We start from the raw sequence: 16,047 nt of genomic DNA, 5'->3' as shown, positions 1-16,047 counted from the left end.
TCCTGCAGAGGATGAAGAAACAGCAGAACAGGTTGATGAAGATAAAGCTGCGGACTCAAATGCTGCTAAAGAAGAAAACGTAAAAAATGAAGACTCACCGGAAGTATCGGAAGATACTGCTGAAGAGAATAAATAAAAAGAACAATTCAGGCCGGGCCGGCATGGCCTGGCCTGAGTTTCGTCTTGAAAGATAACATAGACTGAAATATAATTAGTTTATCGTATTAAAATGGGGGTTAATTATGCAAACGAGAGCGATTATTGTTGCTGCAGGTGTCGGCAAGAGAATGAATTCAAAGAAACCGAAAGTATTGCACGAGGTCTGTGGAATCCCGATGATTACGAGAGTAATTAATAATGTGAAGGCTGCTGGAATCAGCGATATTCACGTTGTGTCAGGTTCAGGGCATGACGCGGTGACTGAAATTTTGCCTGATGATGTTAAAGTCGCAGTTCAACAAGAGCAGCGCGGCACAGCACATGCAGTCAGGAGTACAGCGCCGGAACTTAGCGGCTCTGAAGGCAGTACATTGATAATTTTCGGCGATACACCGCTTATTTCTCCGGAAACAATCAGTAATCTGATAGCTGATCACAATGAGACAGGGTTAAAAGCAACAGTATTATCAGCATATGCACATAATCCTAAAAATTACGGCCGTGTAATCCGCAAAGAAAATGGAACGGTAAAAGAGATACTGGAAGAAACTGAGATTACAGAAGAACAGCAAATAATTAAAGAAGTCAGTGCTGGTGCGGCGGTTTTTAATAACCGCGAATTATTTAAAGTACTTGATAAAATATCGAATGACAATCCGGACGAGGAGTACTATTTATCCGATGCAATCGGGCTGCTGAGCAGCAAAGGCGCCCGTGTCGGTGTGTTTGTTACCGCGGATAATGATGAAATTATTAATGTGGATAACCGAATTATGCTCGCACGTGCGTCAGAACTTTTAAGAAAGCACATTAATGAGAAACATTTAGAACAAGGTGTAACAATTATCGATCCGGCGAACACATACATCGATGAAAGTGTTAGAATTGGGATGGATACTATTATTTATCCTAACACTGTTATTAAAGGCGATACGGTAATCGGTGAAAATGTGATTATTTCGGCCAATTGTGAAATCAGCGACAGTATGATTGGTGATAACACAGAAATTAAACATTCTGTTGTTACCGATGCAGAAGTCGGCAGCGGCACGACAGTCGGTCCATATGCACAGCTGCGTCCGGGAGCGAAACTCGGCAGCGCTGTGAAAATCGGGAACTTTGTTGAAGTCAAAAAATCGGAATTAAAAGATGGCGCAAAAGTATCACATTTGAGCTATATCGGCGATGCGGAAATCGGCGAACGGGCGAATATCGGATGCGGCGCAATTACTGTTAATTACGATGGTGTCAATAAGTTTAAAACGACAGTCGGTGCGGATGCATTCATCGGCTGTAATACGAACCTTGTTGCTCCTGTAACGGTAGGAGATCGCTCTATAACGGCGGCAGGGTCAACGATTACAGATGATGTTCCGGCTGATAGTTTGGCGATTGCACGAAATAAGCAGACGACAAAAGAAGGATATTATAAAAAATAATACTTGGAGGATCAAGAATGTTAGCTTCTAGTAATCAAAACAAACACTCTGGTAAGATGAAATTATTTACGTTGACAGGTAACGAACCCCTAGCGCATGAAATCGCGGATCATATCGGTATTCCGCTTGGTAAGTGCACTGTAAACCGTTTCTCAGACGAAGAAGTACAGGTCAACGTCGAAGAAAGTGTGCGCGGCTGTGACGTTTTCGTTATTCAGCCGACAAGCCAGCCGGTAAATGAAAACCTGATGGAATTATTAATTATGATTGATGCACTTAAACGTGCATCGGCTAACACGATTAATATTGTTATGCCGTATTACGGCTACGCCCGCCAGGACCGTAAGAGTCGTGCACGTGAACCAATTACAGCGAAGCTTGTTGCAAACATTATTGAAACTGCAGGTGCACACCGTGTAATTGCACTTGATCTTCATGCACCTCAAATCCAGGGGTTCTTTGATATTCCAATCGATCATCTGATGGGAGTGCCAATTTTAAGCGATTATTTCCTTGACCATAAAGATATTAATCTGGATGAAGTGGTTATCGTGTCACCTGACCACGGCGGAGTAACCCGCGCCCGCCGCATGGCAGACCGTTTGAAAGCTCCGATTGCAATAATCGATAAACGCCGCCCGCGCCCGAACGTGTCAGAAGTAATGAATATTGTTGGTGAAATCGAAGGTAAAACAGCGATCATTATCGACGACATTATCGACACAGGCGGTACGATTAAAACTGCAGCGCAGGCATTAGTGGACAAAGGTGCCAAAGATGTTTACGCATGCTGTACGCACCCGGTGCTGTCAGGCCCTGCAATAGAACGTATCGAAGAGTCTGTTATTAAAGAACTTATCGTAACGAATTCTATTCAGCTTCCTGAAGAAAAGAAAATTAACAAGATTACGGAATTGTCTGTTGGCAATCTGCTTGCACAGGCTATCGTGAGAGTTCACGAGCAGGAGTCGGTAAGTATTTTATTCGACCAAACATGATAATTTAACAGTTTTTTTACAAACTTGTGTATTTTGTGGTATTATAATGCGTGGCTATGTGTTAGGATAGGCGTTATTATAAAAGACTTGTATTAGATGAAAGGTGGAAATATTTATGGCTAAATTAGCCTCAAACTCAAGAGCTGAGAAATCAAAACAATCAGAACTTAAAGAATTACGTAACACAGGTAAAGTACCTGCTGTAGTATATGGTTTTGAAACAGAAAATACATCATTATCGGTAGACGAGAACGAATTCATTAAAGTAATTCGCGAAGTCGGACGTAACGGTGTTATCGACCTTGAAATCGCTGATGGCGTAACTCAGGTAATGGTTAACGAATACCAATTCGATGCACTTAAAAACCAAATTACTCACATCGACTTCATTGCAATTAACATGCAGACTGAAGTTACTGTTGACGTTCAAATTGAATTAACAGGCGAAGCACCAGGACAAAAAGAAGGCGGCGTCATCGAACAGCCGTTATTCGAAGTGTCTGTAACTGCTAAACCAGCTGATATTCCTGAAACTATCGAAGTTGATATTTCAGAACTTAATATCGGTGATTCAATTCACGTTGAAGACATCCGTTCTAAAGGTAACTTTGTTATCGAAAACGAAGATGCAGACTCACTTGTTATCATAAGTGCTCCAACTGAAGAGCCTGAAGAAGACGAAAACGCTGAAGAAGAAAGCGTTGAAGTTGAAGCGACAGCTCAGAAAAATGACGAAGCTGGCTCTGAAGAAGACGAAGAAAAGTAATTTTAAATTAATACACAACGGCGGTGGATTTTCCATCGCCTTTTTTAACGTTTATGAGGTGATGAAATGAAGTGTTTTATCGGACTTGGAAACCCGGGCCCTAAATATGATCAGACGCGTCATAACATTGGTTTTATGGCGATAGACAGATTGAGCAGCGACACGCATATTGAACTTGATAAAAGTAAATTTAAATGTATGTATGGCACAGGTCTTTTAAATGGCGAAAAAATCATGCTGGTTAAACCGCAGACATTTATGAACTTATCTGGTGAAGGGGTGCGTCCGCTCGTTGATTATTACAATATTGAACTTGAAGATATCGTGGTTATTTATGATGATCTCGATTTACCGCTTGGACGAATTCGTCTGCGCCAAAAAGGAAGCGGCGGCGGACATAACGGCATTAAATCGCTCACGCAGCATTTCGGCAGTGAAAAATATAATCGTATCCGTCTTGGTATTGAACGCCCGCCTGCAGGTATGCCGGTAACAAATTATGTGCTCGGCAGATTCCCTGAAGAGGATTCAAAAACATTGGATAAGGTGCTAGATGTGTCGAGTAAAGCATGTCAGAGCTTTGTCTCCGGGCCGTTCCTAGACGTGATGAATGAATACAATGGTGATGTCAATGCATAAAAAAATAAGTGATAGAATATTAAATGATGAACGTGTCAAAAGTATTGTCAATTATAAGAGTGATAAAAACCTGCTCGTCACAGGTGTGAATGATGACTTTAAACCGGTACTGCTGAAAGAGCTGACAGAGCTTTCGGCAGAACCGCATGTCGTTTTCGTTGAAAACAATCATCATATGGAAAAACTGGCGAACAGCATGATGGACGTGATGGATAATGTATATACATTCCCGGTCGGCGACATTATGATTGAAAGTTTATCAAAGCAAAGCCCTGATTTTATGAAAGCAAGAATGATTGCATTATATGCACTTGCTCATGAGAAACCAGGGCTCTTTATCGTGCCTGTACACGGCCTTTTAAAACCTTTAATGCCGAAAGAGAAGCTGCTGTCCTACGAAAGAACACTGAATCTCGGCGGTACGGTGAATTATGATGAACTGATAGAATTCCTTGTCAGCCTGGGTTATAAACGTATGAACCAGGCGCAGAATTTCGGAGAATTTGCAGTGCGCGGTGATATCTTTGATATATATATGCACGATGCATTTCTTCGTCTCGAACTTTTTGATGATGAAATCGATTCGCTCCGGTTAATCGATCCTGAAACACAGCGCTCACTGAATAATATCGACAGCATTACACTTGAACCGTATGCAGAATATATTGTCGAGGCAAGCGAGCGCGAAGAGCTGCTCGATAAAATCGATGAATTATACGAAAAGACTTCAGCGGGACTTGAAGGTGTGACGAAAGATGCACTCGAAGAATATTATGATGTCGTTACGCATCCGGATCAGCTGGTAAACCATCTCGTGCAGTTTGCGCATCTCTTGGAAGGTCACGACAAATCACTGCTCGATTATTTAACGGCCCGGCACCGGGTTTTTGTCGATGATGTCGGTGCGGTAAAATCATCATATGATGCTGAATTTGAAGCAGTGCATAACTATTTCGGCTCTGTGCTTGAAGCAGGCCAGATGTTTACGGGTGCTGCCAATTATCTGGAAGGCCAGTACGAGCGCCTGTTAAATATTAAAGGTGTAACGTACTTCAATTTATTCATGAAAAGCATGCCCGTTTCAATTGGTGAAATGATTAAGATTTCTGTAAAACCGACGGAAATCTATTACGGCCAGTATGATATTCTCGCATCGAATTTAAACGGTATGCTGGAAAATGACTATCTGGTCAATATTATTCTCCGTGATGAGGATGAACTCAATAAGACAAAACAGCTGCTTGAAGATTTAAAAATTCCAAGTTTTATTAAAGATATTCCGAAAAACTCAGGAATTGTTCTGACAATCGGCAGCATGGCGACAGGGTTTATTCTGCCGTATATGAGCGCTGCGATTTTAACATCGAAAGAGCTGTACAATAAAGTTCAAAAACGTAAAAAGCGCAAACAGAAAATTTCCAACGCTGAAAAGATTAAATCTTATCAGGAACTGAACGTCGGAGATTATATCGTCCATGTGCATCATGGTGTCGGCAGATATTTAGGAATAGAAACGCTGCAGGTCGGCGGTATTCACAGCGATTATATGAAGCTGCAGTACAAAGGTACAGACCAGCTTTATATTCCCGTTGACCAGATGAACCTCGTGCAGAAATATGTTGCAAGTGACGACGGTTCGCCTAAAATGCACAAACTCGGCGGTGTTGAATGGAAGAAAACCAAAGCTAAAGTGGAATCGAATGTTAATGATATCGCGGAAGAATTAATACGGCTGTATCAGGAACGTGCACAGGCCAAAGGCTTCCAGTTCAGTCCGGACACGGAAATGCAGGATGCATTTGAAGCGCGCTTCCCGTACGAACCGACACCGGATCAGCTTGCGAGCGTAAATGAAATTAAGAAAGACATGGAAGATACGAAACCGATGGATCGTCTCTTATGCGGCGACGTCGGCTACGGTAAAACCGAAGTTGCCATCCGTGCAGCGTTTAAAGCAGTGCAGGACGGCAAACAGGTCGCCTTTCTCGTGCCGACGACGATTCTTGCAGCGCAGCATTTCGAAAGTTTAATTGAACGGATTGAAGATTATCCGGTCAATGTTGCGATGATGTCGCGTTTTAGAACAGCAAAAGAAAACCGTGAAACAGCGGAAGGCTTAAAAGAAGGCCGCATCGATATCGTTGTCGGGACACATAAAATACTCGGCAAATCGATTGAATATAAAGATCTGGGACTGTTAATCGTCGATGAAGAACAGCGTTTCGGAGTAAAGCATAAAGAAGCGATTAAACAGATAAAAAATAACGTTGATGTGCTGACTTTAACAGCAACACCGATTCCTAGAACACTTCATATGAGTCTGACAGGAGTTCGGGATTTATCGGTTATAGAAACACCGCCTGAAAACCGCTTCCCGGTACAGACGTACGTGCTCGAATTTAACGGCAACTTTGTTAAGGAAGCAATTGAGCGCGAGCTCTCCAGAAACGGACAGGTGTTTTACCTGCACAACAGAGTCGATACGATTTATAACAAGCAGGCACACGTTGAAATGCTTGTCCCGGATGCATCGGTCGGTGTCATGCACGCGAAGATGACTGAAAAGCAAATTGAGGAGACGATGCTCGCTTTTGTTAACGGCGAATTCGATGTGCTCGTAACTACGACGATTATTGAAACCGGTGTGGATGTGCCAAATGCTAATACGCTTATAATAGAAGATGCCGACCGCTTCGGTTTAAGCCAGCTCTATCAGCTTCGCGGCCGTGTCGGACGAAGCAACAGAATCAGTTATGCATATCTTTTCCACCAGCCGAATAAAGTGCTGACGGAAGTAGCGGAAAAGCGTCTTGAAGCAATTAAAGAATATACGGAGCTCGGCAGCGGCTTTAAAATCGCTATGCGCGACCTTAATATCCGCGGGGCGGGCAACTTGCTCGGTAAAAACCAGTCCGGGTTTATCGACTCGGTTGGTTATGAAATGTACAGCGACATGCTGGAAAGCGCAGTGCAGGAAAAACAGGGTATTGAAAAAGTGGAAGAACCGGTCAGTATTCCAATTAATATTGAAGCAGATGCCTATATTCCGGCGACGTACATTACGCATGAACAGTCGAAAATCGATATTTACAAACGTTTAAGAAAAGCGAATTCGCTTGAAGATATTCAGGATATTGAAGATGAACTGATCGACCGTTTCGGTGAATACCCTGAAGAAGTGGTGAATTTAATCGAACTGGTTAAAGTAAAAGTGTACGCACTGATGTACGGCATATACAAAGTGTCTGAGGATGCACGTCATTATTATCTGAACGTATCTAAATCGGCAACGGAAGAAATCAGCGGCGAGAAATTATTCCAGGATACACAGGATTACAGCAGAATACTGAAGATTTCAGTTAAAGATGGGGAAATTCATTTAACAATCCGCTCTAAAAACATTAAAGAACTCGTTAGTATTATGAGTGCAATACAAGACAGCAGAATGGAGGCAGTCAGATGAATACTGTAAGAATTATCGGACTCGGCACATCGGATACAGATAAAATGCCGCTTGGCATTTATAAAGAGCTTAAAAATACGAAGAAATTATTCGTGCGCACGATGGATCATCCGGCAGTTGCAATGCTGCAGGATGAAGGCGTGGAAATTACGAGCTTTGATTCGTACTACGAGCGCGAAGATACGTTTCAGGATACGTATGAAGAGATTACAACAGCATTGCTGACAGCTGCCAGAACGGAAGATGTACTCTACGCTGTCCCGGGTCACCCGATGGTCTATGAGACGACGACAGAGCGTCTTCTTGAAGCGGCGGACAGAGGCGAAGTGAATGTTGAAATTGCCGGGGGCCAGAGTTTTATCGACGATGTGATTACGGCACTTAAAATACCAGTGAATGAAAATTTCCAGCTGCTGGACGGCACAGCGCTCGATATGCGGGATCTCGATTACCGTAAACATACGCTGATTACGCAAGTCTACGATCAGCTGTCTGTCAGCGAAGTAAAAGTAACGCTGCTGGAGTACTATGATTATGATGCGCTGGTCTATTTAGTCGATAAAGCAGGGAGTGCCGATGAAAACATTATCGAAAGTACAATTGCCGAGATAGACTTCCATGTACCGGATTCGAATCTCCTGTGCATGTTTGTGCCAAAAGTATCCGGGGAAATGTATGAGAACAAAACAATCGGACATATGATCAATGTATTCGATACACTTGTCGGCGAAGACGGCTGTCCATGGGATAATACACAGACTCATGAATCGCTGGAACGCTACCTTCTGGAAGAATCATACGAAGTAATCGAAGCGATTGAAAAGCAGGATGGTGACGGACTGGTAGAAGAGCTCGGGGATATCCTGCTCCAGGTTGCACTGCATGCAGCAATCGGCAAAAAAGACGGTTACTTTGATTTTTATGACGTGCTCAGTTCGCTGAATAAGAAAGTAGTGCATCGTCACCCGCATGTTTTCGGCAACGCTACAGTGAACAATATGGATGAGCTGAATGAAGTCTGGGCGAAAGCTAAAGCAGCAGAAGGCAAGAAACCAAAAGTTAAGCATGAAAAAGAATATGCGGTATCGGTATTGAAGTGGATGAAGGAAACAATTCATCATGAGAAACCGCTGCATGAAATTATTACAGAGGATGATATTCATGAGACTCGATAAATTTTTAAAAGTATCAAGAATTATTAAACGCCGCACGCTCGCGAAAGAAATCAGCGACGAGGGCCGAATTGAAGTGAATGGCCGCGCAGCTAAAGCAAGTACTGCACTTGCTGCCGGCGATACGCTTAAAATTCGTTTCGGACGCAGTATTATGACGTACGAAATACTGGAATTAAATGAAAAAGCGAAAAAAGAAGAAGCGGAACGTATGTACAAAGTTCTAAATGAAGAGAAAATTGAAAAAGAATCAGATTTTTAATAGATTGTCACCTATTTTTCCTGTATCTTGTATATAATAGATAGTGAATACGAGACTAAAAGATTGGATGTGACAATGTGAGCAACAAGGTAGTCCGGCTCCTGAATAACTATACGAAAAAACGCGATAGCGAAAAGAAGCAGTTAGCGAGTGAATCACGTGTGTCACGCCGCCGTACGATGTTCTTTGGAAGTATCCTTCTCGGGGTCGCCATTGTACTTCTGCTCGTGGCATTCAATCAGAAACAGGCAAATGAAGAACTGCATAACGAAGTACTGGCAACCACTGAAGTGCTTGAAGATAAAAATAAACAGCACTCCGATCTGGCACAGCAGATCAGACAGCTTAACGATGATAATTACATTCTGCGCATCGCACGCAGTGAATTCTTTTTATCGGAAGAAGGAGAATTGATCTTTAATCTTCCTGATCAAGAGGAAAAAGAACAGCAGCAGGGGGAAGAATAATCATTGCTTATATAATGATTATTCTTTTATTTAATGGTAATATAGAATTGTATAATGATTTTGGGAGGATAATAATAAGATATGTCAGTTGAAGCGGGCAGTAAAGTAATCGGCAAAGTAACAGGAATCAAACCATTTGGTGCATTTGTTCAATTGCCAGGCGGCAAAACAGGATTAGTTCATATTAGTGAAGTAGCAGATAAGTACGTAGAAGACATCAACGAACATTTAAAAGTCGGAGATGAAATCGAAGTCAAGGTGCTAACGATCGGTGACGATAATAAGATAAGCTTATCGATTAAAAAAGCGCAGGATAAACCAAAACCGAAACCACGTGTGAAAACACCATCTCCGGAAGACTTTGAAAAGAAATTAACAGGTTTTCTGAAAGACAGTGAAGAAAGAATGTCTACAATTAAAAGACAAACTGAATCACGTCGCGGCGGCGGCGGTCGTAAATAATCAAATTAAGAGGCCGGAGCAATTCGCTCTAGCCTTTTTATTATTTATTTGGAATAAGGAGGCGGTGAACGATGGAACTGAAGATCGATACTGCGTGGGACGTGGATGACGATATCGCACTGGCGCTGTCGGGCGGCATAGATTCTATGGTGCTGTATCACCTCCTGACCAATGAATACAAACATACATATAATGAATTGATGGTCATTCACGTCAATCACAATGTCAGAGAAGCATCAAAAGAAGAAGCGGTATATATAAAAAACATGACTCAAGAAGACGGTGTCTGCTGTGAAACGGCGGTGCTGAATTTCACAGAAGGCTTTTCGCAGGACGCGGGCAGAGTAAAACGCTACGAATTTTTCCGCAGTGTGCTGGAAGATTCAAAAATCAGCTTTTTACTGATGGGGCATCATCGGGATGACCAATATGAAACTGTGCTGCAGCAGCTCTTGACCGGACGTCACCTGTACGGGAATTTAGGGATTCCCGCAATGCGGGACAAAGGAGCCTATACGATTGTCCGTCCGTTTACGAAAGTGACTAAAGCGGATATTCAGTCATACCAGGCATTGCATAACATCACGTACTTTGAAGATGCGAGCAACTCGGGTGATGATTATACGAGGAACTATGTGAGACATCATATTATTCCCAAGATAAAACAATCAGCTGCACTGGATATAGGACAGCTGGATTATGTCAGGGAAGATATGAATGAACTCAGTGATTTTGCTTATAATTACGCTGAAGAATTTATCGAGGGAAAGAACAGCAAGCTGTCTAGACGCGAATATATGAAACACAGCGCAATAATCAGAAGGTATATTCTGACGGTAATGCTGAACAAACGAGGGGTGCGGATCAGCCGTCAGGCACTGGACTCGCTCGACGCCGTCCTTCGGGGAACGGTTGCTCAGACTGTATTTGATGCAGGACATGCCGCTGTGCATATTGAATACGACTGTTTTTATACAAAAACAGCAAAAGAAGAGCTGGTGAAATCCCGTTTATCTATTGAGCATAACGGCGAGTTTATTTATAATGACTATCATATTACTGTTAACTTGCCGGAGTCTGAACTGCCGCTGACACTGCGTATGAAGTCAGCGGGTGACAAAGTTCATATTGACAACGTCGGCACGAAAAAAATCAGCCGACTGTTTATCGATAAAAAAATTCCGGCGGCTGAACGGCTGAAAATGCCGGTTGCGGTAAATTCACACGGTATTATTATTGCAGTTGGCACAATTTATAATATAATTGAACCATCTGAAAACAGACTATTAAGAATTACAAAGGAGTTTAATGATGACAATTCAAAATGATATAAGCGAGATTGTGTTATCGGTTGAAGATATAGAAACAATTAACAAAAATCTCGGCGAACGTATTACGAACGACTACGAAGGTAAAAAGCCGGTGCTGGTAGGACTCCTGAAAGGTTCTATTATGTTCATGGCAGATTTAATTAAACATATCGATACACATATGGAAATTGATTTTATGGATGTTTCGAGCTACGTCGGCACTAAATCGACGGGAGAAGTAAAAATCCTGAAAGATCTATCTACATCTGTAGAAGGCAGACATATAATTATCGTCGAAGACATCGTAGAAACAGGCACGACTTTAAACTCTATCATTGAATTTTTAACGTACCGCAAAGCAGCATCGATTGAAATTGTAACGCTGCTCGACAAACCGGTACCTGAAAGAAAACTTGATGTGGAAGTAAAATACATCGGAACTAAAATTCCTGACGGCTTTGTCGTCGGCTACGGACTTGATTTCGATCAGCAATACCGCAATCTGCCGTATATCGGATTATTAAAACCTGAATTTTACAGTTAAATCATATGAGTGGAAGTTACAGGGAATTTTTGTTACTATTTTTTGTAATGCATTAGAAATGGAGGATTACGGATGCCGAAAAATACTGGCCGTAACATATTACTTATAGCCATTCTAACAGTTGTTATGTTTGGTATTTTCCAACGCTTTAATGGCACTGGCGCTACAGAAGAAGAATTGCAGTATAATGAATTCTTAAACGCGCTTGAGGCCGGAGAAGTTGCTGAATTAACGATTCAGCCAGAGAATAACGTTTATTTAATTACAGGTCGCTTAGCTGACCAGGACGAACAGGAGTCATTTACTTCTGTAGTTCCATACAATAGTGCATCTGATTTAGACCAGATTACGGATACAGCCCGCAGTCAGGAAGGTCTGTCATTAACGGTTGCACCAGAAGAAGAACCAAGTCCATGGGCAAGTATGCTAGTGACTTTCGTTCCATTATTACTTATATTCTTCCTCTTTATCTTCCTTATGAGCCGTGCTCAGGGCGGCGGAGGCGGCGGCGGTAAAATGATGAACTTCGGCAAGAGTAAAGCGAAGCTTCATGAAAAAGACAAATCAAATGTAAAATTTGATGATGTCGCCGGTGCCGATGAAGAAAAAGCAGAACTTGTAGAAGTTGTAGACTTCTTAAAAGATCCGCGCAGATTCGACAGAATTGGTGCTCGTATTCCTAAAGGGGTACTGTTAGTCGGTCCGCCGGGTACAGGTAAAACTCTTATCGCACGTGCGGTTGCAGGTGAAGCTGGTGTACCGTTCTTCTCAATCAGTGGTTCGGACTTCGTCGAAATGTTCGTCGGTGTCGGTGCGTCACGTGTACGTGACCTGTTTGAAAATGCGAAGAAAAATGCGCCATGTATTATCTTTATCGATGAGATTGACGCTGTAGGGCGTCAGCGTGGTGCAGGTGTCGGCGGCGGTCATGATGAGCGTGAGCAGACACTTAACCAGCTGCTTGTTGAAATGGATGGATTCGCAGCAAACGAAGGCGTTATTATGATTGCAGCGACTAACCGTCCTGACATTCTTGACCCTGCTCTCCTGCGTCCGGGACGTTTTGACAGACAGATTCAAGTTGGCCGTCCGGATGTTAAAGGACGTGAAGCGGTACTTAAAGTACATGCCCGCAACAAGCCTTTAGATGATACAGTCGATCTTGCAGCAGTTGCACAGCGTACGCCTGGATTCTCAGGTGCAGACCTTGAGAACCTCTTAAACGAAGCGGCACTTGTTGCTGCCCGTGAAGGCAAGAAGAAAATTGATATGCGTGATGTTGATGAAGCATCAGACCGTGTTATCGCAGGACCGGCTAAGAAGAGCCGTGTCATGAGTAAGAAAGAACGTAATATCGTCGCTTATCACGAAGCGGGACATACTGTTATCGGTATGGTGCTGGATGATGCAGAGACAGTGCACAAAGTTACAATCGTACCGCGCGGCCAGGCCGGCGGTTATGCAGTAATGCTTCCGAAAGAAGACCGTTACTTCATGACTAAGCCTGAGCTGGAAGATAAAATTGTCGGTCTTCTCGGAGGACGTGTTTCTGAAGAAATTACATTTGGTGAAGTTTCTACAGGTGCACATAATGACTTCCAGAGAACGACAGGCATTGCACGCAGCATGGTCACTGAATACGGTATGAGTGACAGACTCGGGCCGATTCAATTCGGTGAATCAAACGGCCAGGTATTCCTAGGTAAAGAGATGTCGAATGACTCGAACTACTCAGACAGCATCGCTTACGAAATTGACCAGGAAATGCAAAATATTGTGAAGACACAATATGAGCGCTGCCGTCAGATTCTGACTGAACATCAGGAACAGCTGAAATTAATAGCTGAAACACTGCTTGACATTGAAACACTCGACAGAGGTCAGATTGAAGGATTGTTCTACCACGGTAAATTACCGGAACGTAATTTCGAGAATGAACCGGTGGAAGATGAAGCAATTGCTGTCGAAAATGATTCACAGGATGACGATAAAGTCGGTGCATCTTATGATGAGGTTAAAGACAAGATGGACAGTGAAGATGCTGATGAACAAAACAGTCAGGAAGAACAGCCTGAAGAACGTCCGGAAATGGTGGAACCGCCAAAACCGGAAGAAAATCCTTCAGCGGACAGAAAAGACGATGAACCAAACAGATAAAAAAAGAGCTGCCTCCGGGCAGCTTTTTTTATGCGTTAATATATTTTTGGCGGCGGTTCATATTAGCAAGGGCAAGATCAATAATTACTTTTGTCAGTGCTTGATTGCGTACGAGTATGGGGCCGTGGAAGTAGGAACAGAACGTATTTTTATACATACATCCTTCGGTTTTATCTTCTCCATTATTACCATAACCTTCTTTGATTTCTCCTAGTGGAGTGACAGATTTACCTAAATAAGTTCTTCCGGCATGATTTTCATAACCGTACAAAGTAATATCGAAACGTTGATTATAAGTTGTAATATCACCGATGAGTCTTGTCGAGGATTTACTGTCCGAGTAGAAGTCGATTGCGCCTATACCATTTAAATATTGACCGCTGGCGTTAATATAATAATGACCTAGCAGTTGATAACCACCACATATGCCAATAACGACACCGTCATTTTCAATATATTTCAGCAGTTCATTCTTTTTTGTTTGAATATCTTTCGATACGAGAGATTGTTCATAATCTTGTCCGCCGCCAAAGAACACAATATCATATTTATCAGCGTTAAAATCATCTCCCAGAGATACCAGTGTAGTGTTGACTTTGACATTTTGTGATTTAGCTGCATATTGCAGCATTAAAAGATTGCCGTTATCTCCATATGTATTCATTAAGTTCCCGTACAAGTGGCATATTTCCAGTGTCATATATTCATTCTCTCCTTTAGAATACCTTGTTCAACCATCTCTTTTCGCAAGTCGAGCATGCCGGTATATGTTGCTAACACATATACTTTTTTAGCTGGTGAATTACGAATAAGACTGAGTACATCTCGAGGTTCTTTAATGCTGAATAATTGTTCTTCATTAAATCCGGCGACTTTCATCCGGGTTTGTAAATCCTGCATGCGAATACCGCTAACATAAGCGCCCCGGTTTAAAGTGTCGGCTGCGATATCTTCGAAATTTCCGTCCCATATCCAGCTGATATCCTGACCATCTGCATGACGGTCATTAAGTATGGTAATGAGTATATACGGTTCTGTTTCAAGCTTAATCAATTCAATAATCTGGTTAAACCCGACTGGATTTTTAATAAGGTTAATTCGTACATCATTTCCGTTAATATATAGAGATTCCTGTCGGCCGAAGATACGTTTTGCACTGTGGACACCTGTTTTTATAAGTTTAGATGGAACATCTAAATATTGCGCGATTGAAAATGCTGCGAGTGCATTGTATATATTGTATTGTCCGGCGACCTGTAAGTTATATTGTTCACCGTCGATAGTAAATAACGAAGATTCGGTAGTCAGCTCATCGATAGAGGTTAATGTATACGATAAAGCCGGACGGCTGAAGCCGCAGTGCGGGCAGAAAAAGTCACCGAGGTTCGAATAAGTAATCATATGATAATGCAGGATGTTTTCGCATTGGGGACAGATGATGCCGTCTGTATTATAGTGAGCTAGAATATCTGTTTTTTTATCGTTATTCTGAAAGCCGAAATAGCGTCTTTCGTTAGGAACATCCGGAGTAGAAAAAATAGGGGCATCGCCGTTCATCATTAAAATGGTGTCGGGAGACTTTTTCACGCCTTCTAAAATTAAATTATAAGTTGTGTATATTTCACCGTAACGGTCCATCTGATCGCGAAAAATATTCGTGACTAAAATTATTTCAGGAGATATATTTAGTGATATGTTTAACAGATGCTTCATCGACTTCCAGAACTGCAAACTTTTCCTCGCTGCCGGTATCTTTATTATCACTGAGAAATGTTGAGACGATACCCTGTTGCATATTAGCGCCTGTAGGATTAGTTAAAACGTGGTTGTAGTGCTGTTTAAGTATATTGACGGTTAAACCCGTCGTCACCGTTTTACCATTTGTTCCGGTAATGATTATCGTTCTGTAGTCTTTGGATAACGAAGTTAAAATGTTAGGATCTATGGCTAAAGCGAGTTTGCCTGGTAAGCTCGAACCGCCAGTTGTAAAGCGGTGCAGTAAATATTGGAAGAGCGTCCGGCAAGACGCGCAATTTTCGTTTTTAAATTCATAGAATAAACTCCTCAATATGAAATTGTAAAACTTTACAAGCAATGATACCACAACTATATATGCAATTTAGTAAATTTTGAGCAATCGGTTTGATTAATTTTGACGTTTGATTTAAGATGCATGATAGTAAACTATAGTTTATTATAAAACTGTATG

At 42.1% G+C, this 16,047-nt stretch carries 15 protein-coding genes; 12 read left to right on the top strand and 3 right to left on the bottom strand.

Translation table 11 applies throughout. From position 1 onward, the window contains the following. The first annotated feature begins 242 nt into the window (after nt 1-242). The 12 genes from glmU to ftsH all read left to right on the top strand — a co-directional run bounded on the left by glmU (nt 243) and on the right by ftsH (nt 13,838). Nucleotides 243-1,598: a bifunctional UDP-N-acetylglucosamine diphosphorylase/glucosamine-1-phosphate N-acetyltransferase GlmU gene (glmU, locus tag G4D76_RS07235; protein WP_213809533.1), complete on the top strand. Its 1,356-nt coding sequence runs from the start codon at nt 243-245 to the stop codon at nt 1,596-1,598. 56 nt (nt 1,599-1,654) lie between these two features. Next, nucleotides 1,655-2,596 (top strand): ribose-phosphate diphosphokinase, encoded by a 942-nt coding sequence (locus G4D76_RS07230; protein WP_026860099.1) that lies wholly within the window; start codon nt 1,655-1,657, stop codon nt 2,594-2,596. 115 nt (nt 2,597-2,711) lie between these two features. Beyond that, nucleotides 2,712-3,362 carry a 50S ribosomal protein L25/general stress protein Ctc gene (locus G4D76_RS07225; protein WP_213809532.1) on the top strand — a complete coding sequence of 217 codons (651 nt, stop codon included), beginning with the start codon at nt 2,712-2,714 and terminating at the stop codon, nt 3,360-3,362. A gap of 66 nt (nt 3,363-3,428) precedes the next feature. Continuing rightward, complete coding sequence (pth, locus tag G4D76_RS07220; protein WP_213809531.1) at nt 3,429-4,001, top strand: aminoacyl-tRNA hydrolase; 573 nt, start codon at nt 3,429-3,431, stop codon at nt 3,999-4,001. Continuing rightward, nucleotides 3,994-7,464, top strand: a complete 3,471-nt coding sequence (mfd, locus tag G4D76_RS07215; protein ID WP_026860102.1) for a transcription-repair coupling factor — start codon at nt 3,994-3,996, stop codon at nt 7,462-7,464. Before pth ends, mfd begins: the two co-directional genes overlap by 8 nt. Continuing rightward, nucleotides 7,461-8,639 (top strand): MazG nucleotide pyrophosphohydrolase domain-containing protein, encoded by a 1,179-nt coding sequence (locus G4D76_RS07210; protein ID WP_213809530.1) that lies wholly within the window; start codon nt 7,461-7,463, stop codon nt 8,637-8,639. Before mfd ends, G4D76_RS07210 begins: the two co-directional genes overlap by 4 nt. Continuing rightward, entirely contained in the window at nt 8,626-8,898 is a 273-nt protein-coding gene (locus tag G4D76_RS07205; protein ID WP_026860104.1) for an RNA-binding S4 domain-containing protein, read from the top strand. Before G4D76_RS07210 ends, G4D76_RS07205 begins: the two co-directional genes overlap by 14 nt. A gap of 77 nt (nt 8,899-8,975) precedes the next feature. Then, nucleotides 8,976-9,365 carry an FtsB family cell division protein gene (locus G4D76_RS07200; protein WP_250129833.1) on the top strand — a complete coding sequence of 130 codons (390 nt, stop codon included), beginning with the start codon at nt 8,976-8,978 and terminating at the stop codon, nt 9,363-9,365. A gap of 81 nt (nt 9,366-9,446) precedes the next feature. Further along, complete coding sequence (locus tag G4D76_RS07195; protein ID WP_026860106.1) at nt 9,447-9,827, top strand: S1 domain-containing RNA-binding protein; 381 nt, start codon at nt 9,447-9,449, stop codon at nt 9,825-9,827. A gap of 71 nt (nt 9,828-9,898) precedes the next feature. Further along, on the top strand, nt 9,899-11,155 hold the full coding sequence (gene tilS / locus G4D76_RS07190) for a tRNA lysidine(34) synthetase TilS (RefSeq protein ID WP_213809529.1): 1,257 nt from the start codon (nt 9,899-9,901) through the stop codon (nt 11,153-11,155). Further along, nucleotides 11,139-11,681 carry a hypoxanthine phosphoribosyltransferase gene (hpt, locus tag G4D76_RS07185; RefSeq protein WP_371814665.1) on the top strand — a complete coding sequence of 181 codons (543 nt, stop codon included), beginning with the start codon at nt 11,139-11,141 and terminating at the stop codon, nt 11,679-11,681. Before tilS ends, hpt begins: the two co-directional genes overlap by 17 nt. A gap of 72 nt (nt 11,682-11,753) precedes the next feature. After that, nucleotides 11,754-13,838 carry an ATP-dependent zinc metalloprotease FtsH gene (gene ftsH, locus G4D76_RS07180; protein ID WP_213809528.1) on the top strand — a complete coding sequence of 695 codons (2,085 nt, stop codon included), beginning with the start codon at nt 11,754-11,756 and terminating at the stop codon, nt 13,836-13,838. A gap of 28 nt (nt 13,839-13,866) precedes the next feature. Here ftsH and G4D76_RS07175 read toward each other — a convergent pair whose 3' ends face one another. From G4D76_RS07175 to G4D76_RS07165, 3 genes are read right to left on the bottom strand one after another with little or no spacing between them, the layout of a single operon-like run. Further along, the gene (locus G4D76_RS07175; RefSeq protein WP_115883861.1) at nt 13,867-14,538 is read right to left on the bottom strand and encodes a type 1 glutamine amidotransferase; all 672 of its coding nucleotides are present in this window, start codon (nt 14,536-14,538) and stop codon (nt 13,867-13,869) included. Beyond that, entirely contained in the window at nt 14,535-15,569 is a 1,035-nt protein-coding gene (locus G4D76_RS07170; RefSeq protein WP_213810945.1) for a MurT ligase domain-containing protein, read from the bottom strand. The genes G4D76_RS07175 and G4D76_RS07170 overlap by 4 nt, the downstream gene beginning before the upstream one ends. Then, nucleotides 15,511-15,933, bottom strand: a complete 423-nt coding sequence (locus G4D76_RS07165) for a Mur ligase family protein (protein WP_213810944.1) — start codon at nt 15,931-15,933, stop codon at nt 15,511-15,513. The genes G4D76_RS07170 and G4D76_RS07165 overlap by 59 nt, the downstream gene beginning before the upstream one ends. Nucleotides 15,934-16,047 lie beyond the last annotated feature (114 nt).

The organism is Jeotgalicoccus sp. WY2, assembly GCF_018437745.1.
GTDB classification, from domain to species: domain Bacteria; phylum Bacillota; class Bacilli; order Staphylococcales; family Salinicoccaceae; genus Jeotgalicoccus; species Jeotgalicoccus psychrophilus.
Note: the sequence above shows the minus strand (reverse complement) of the source record. Positions and strands in the feature narration are given on the sequence as shown.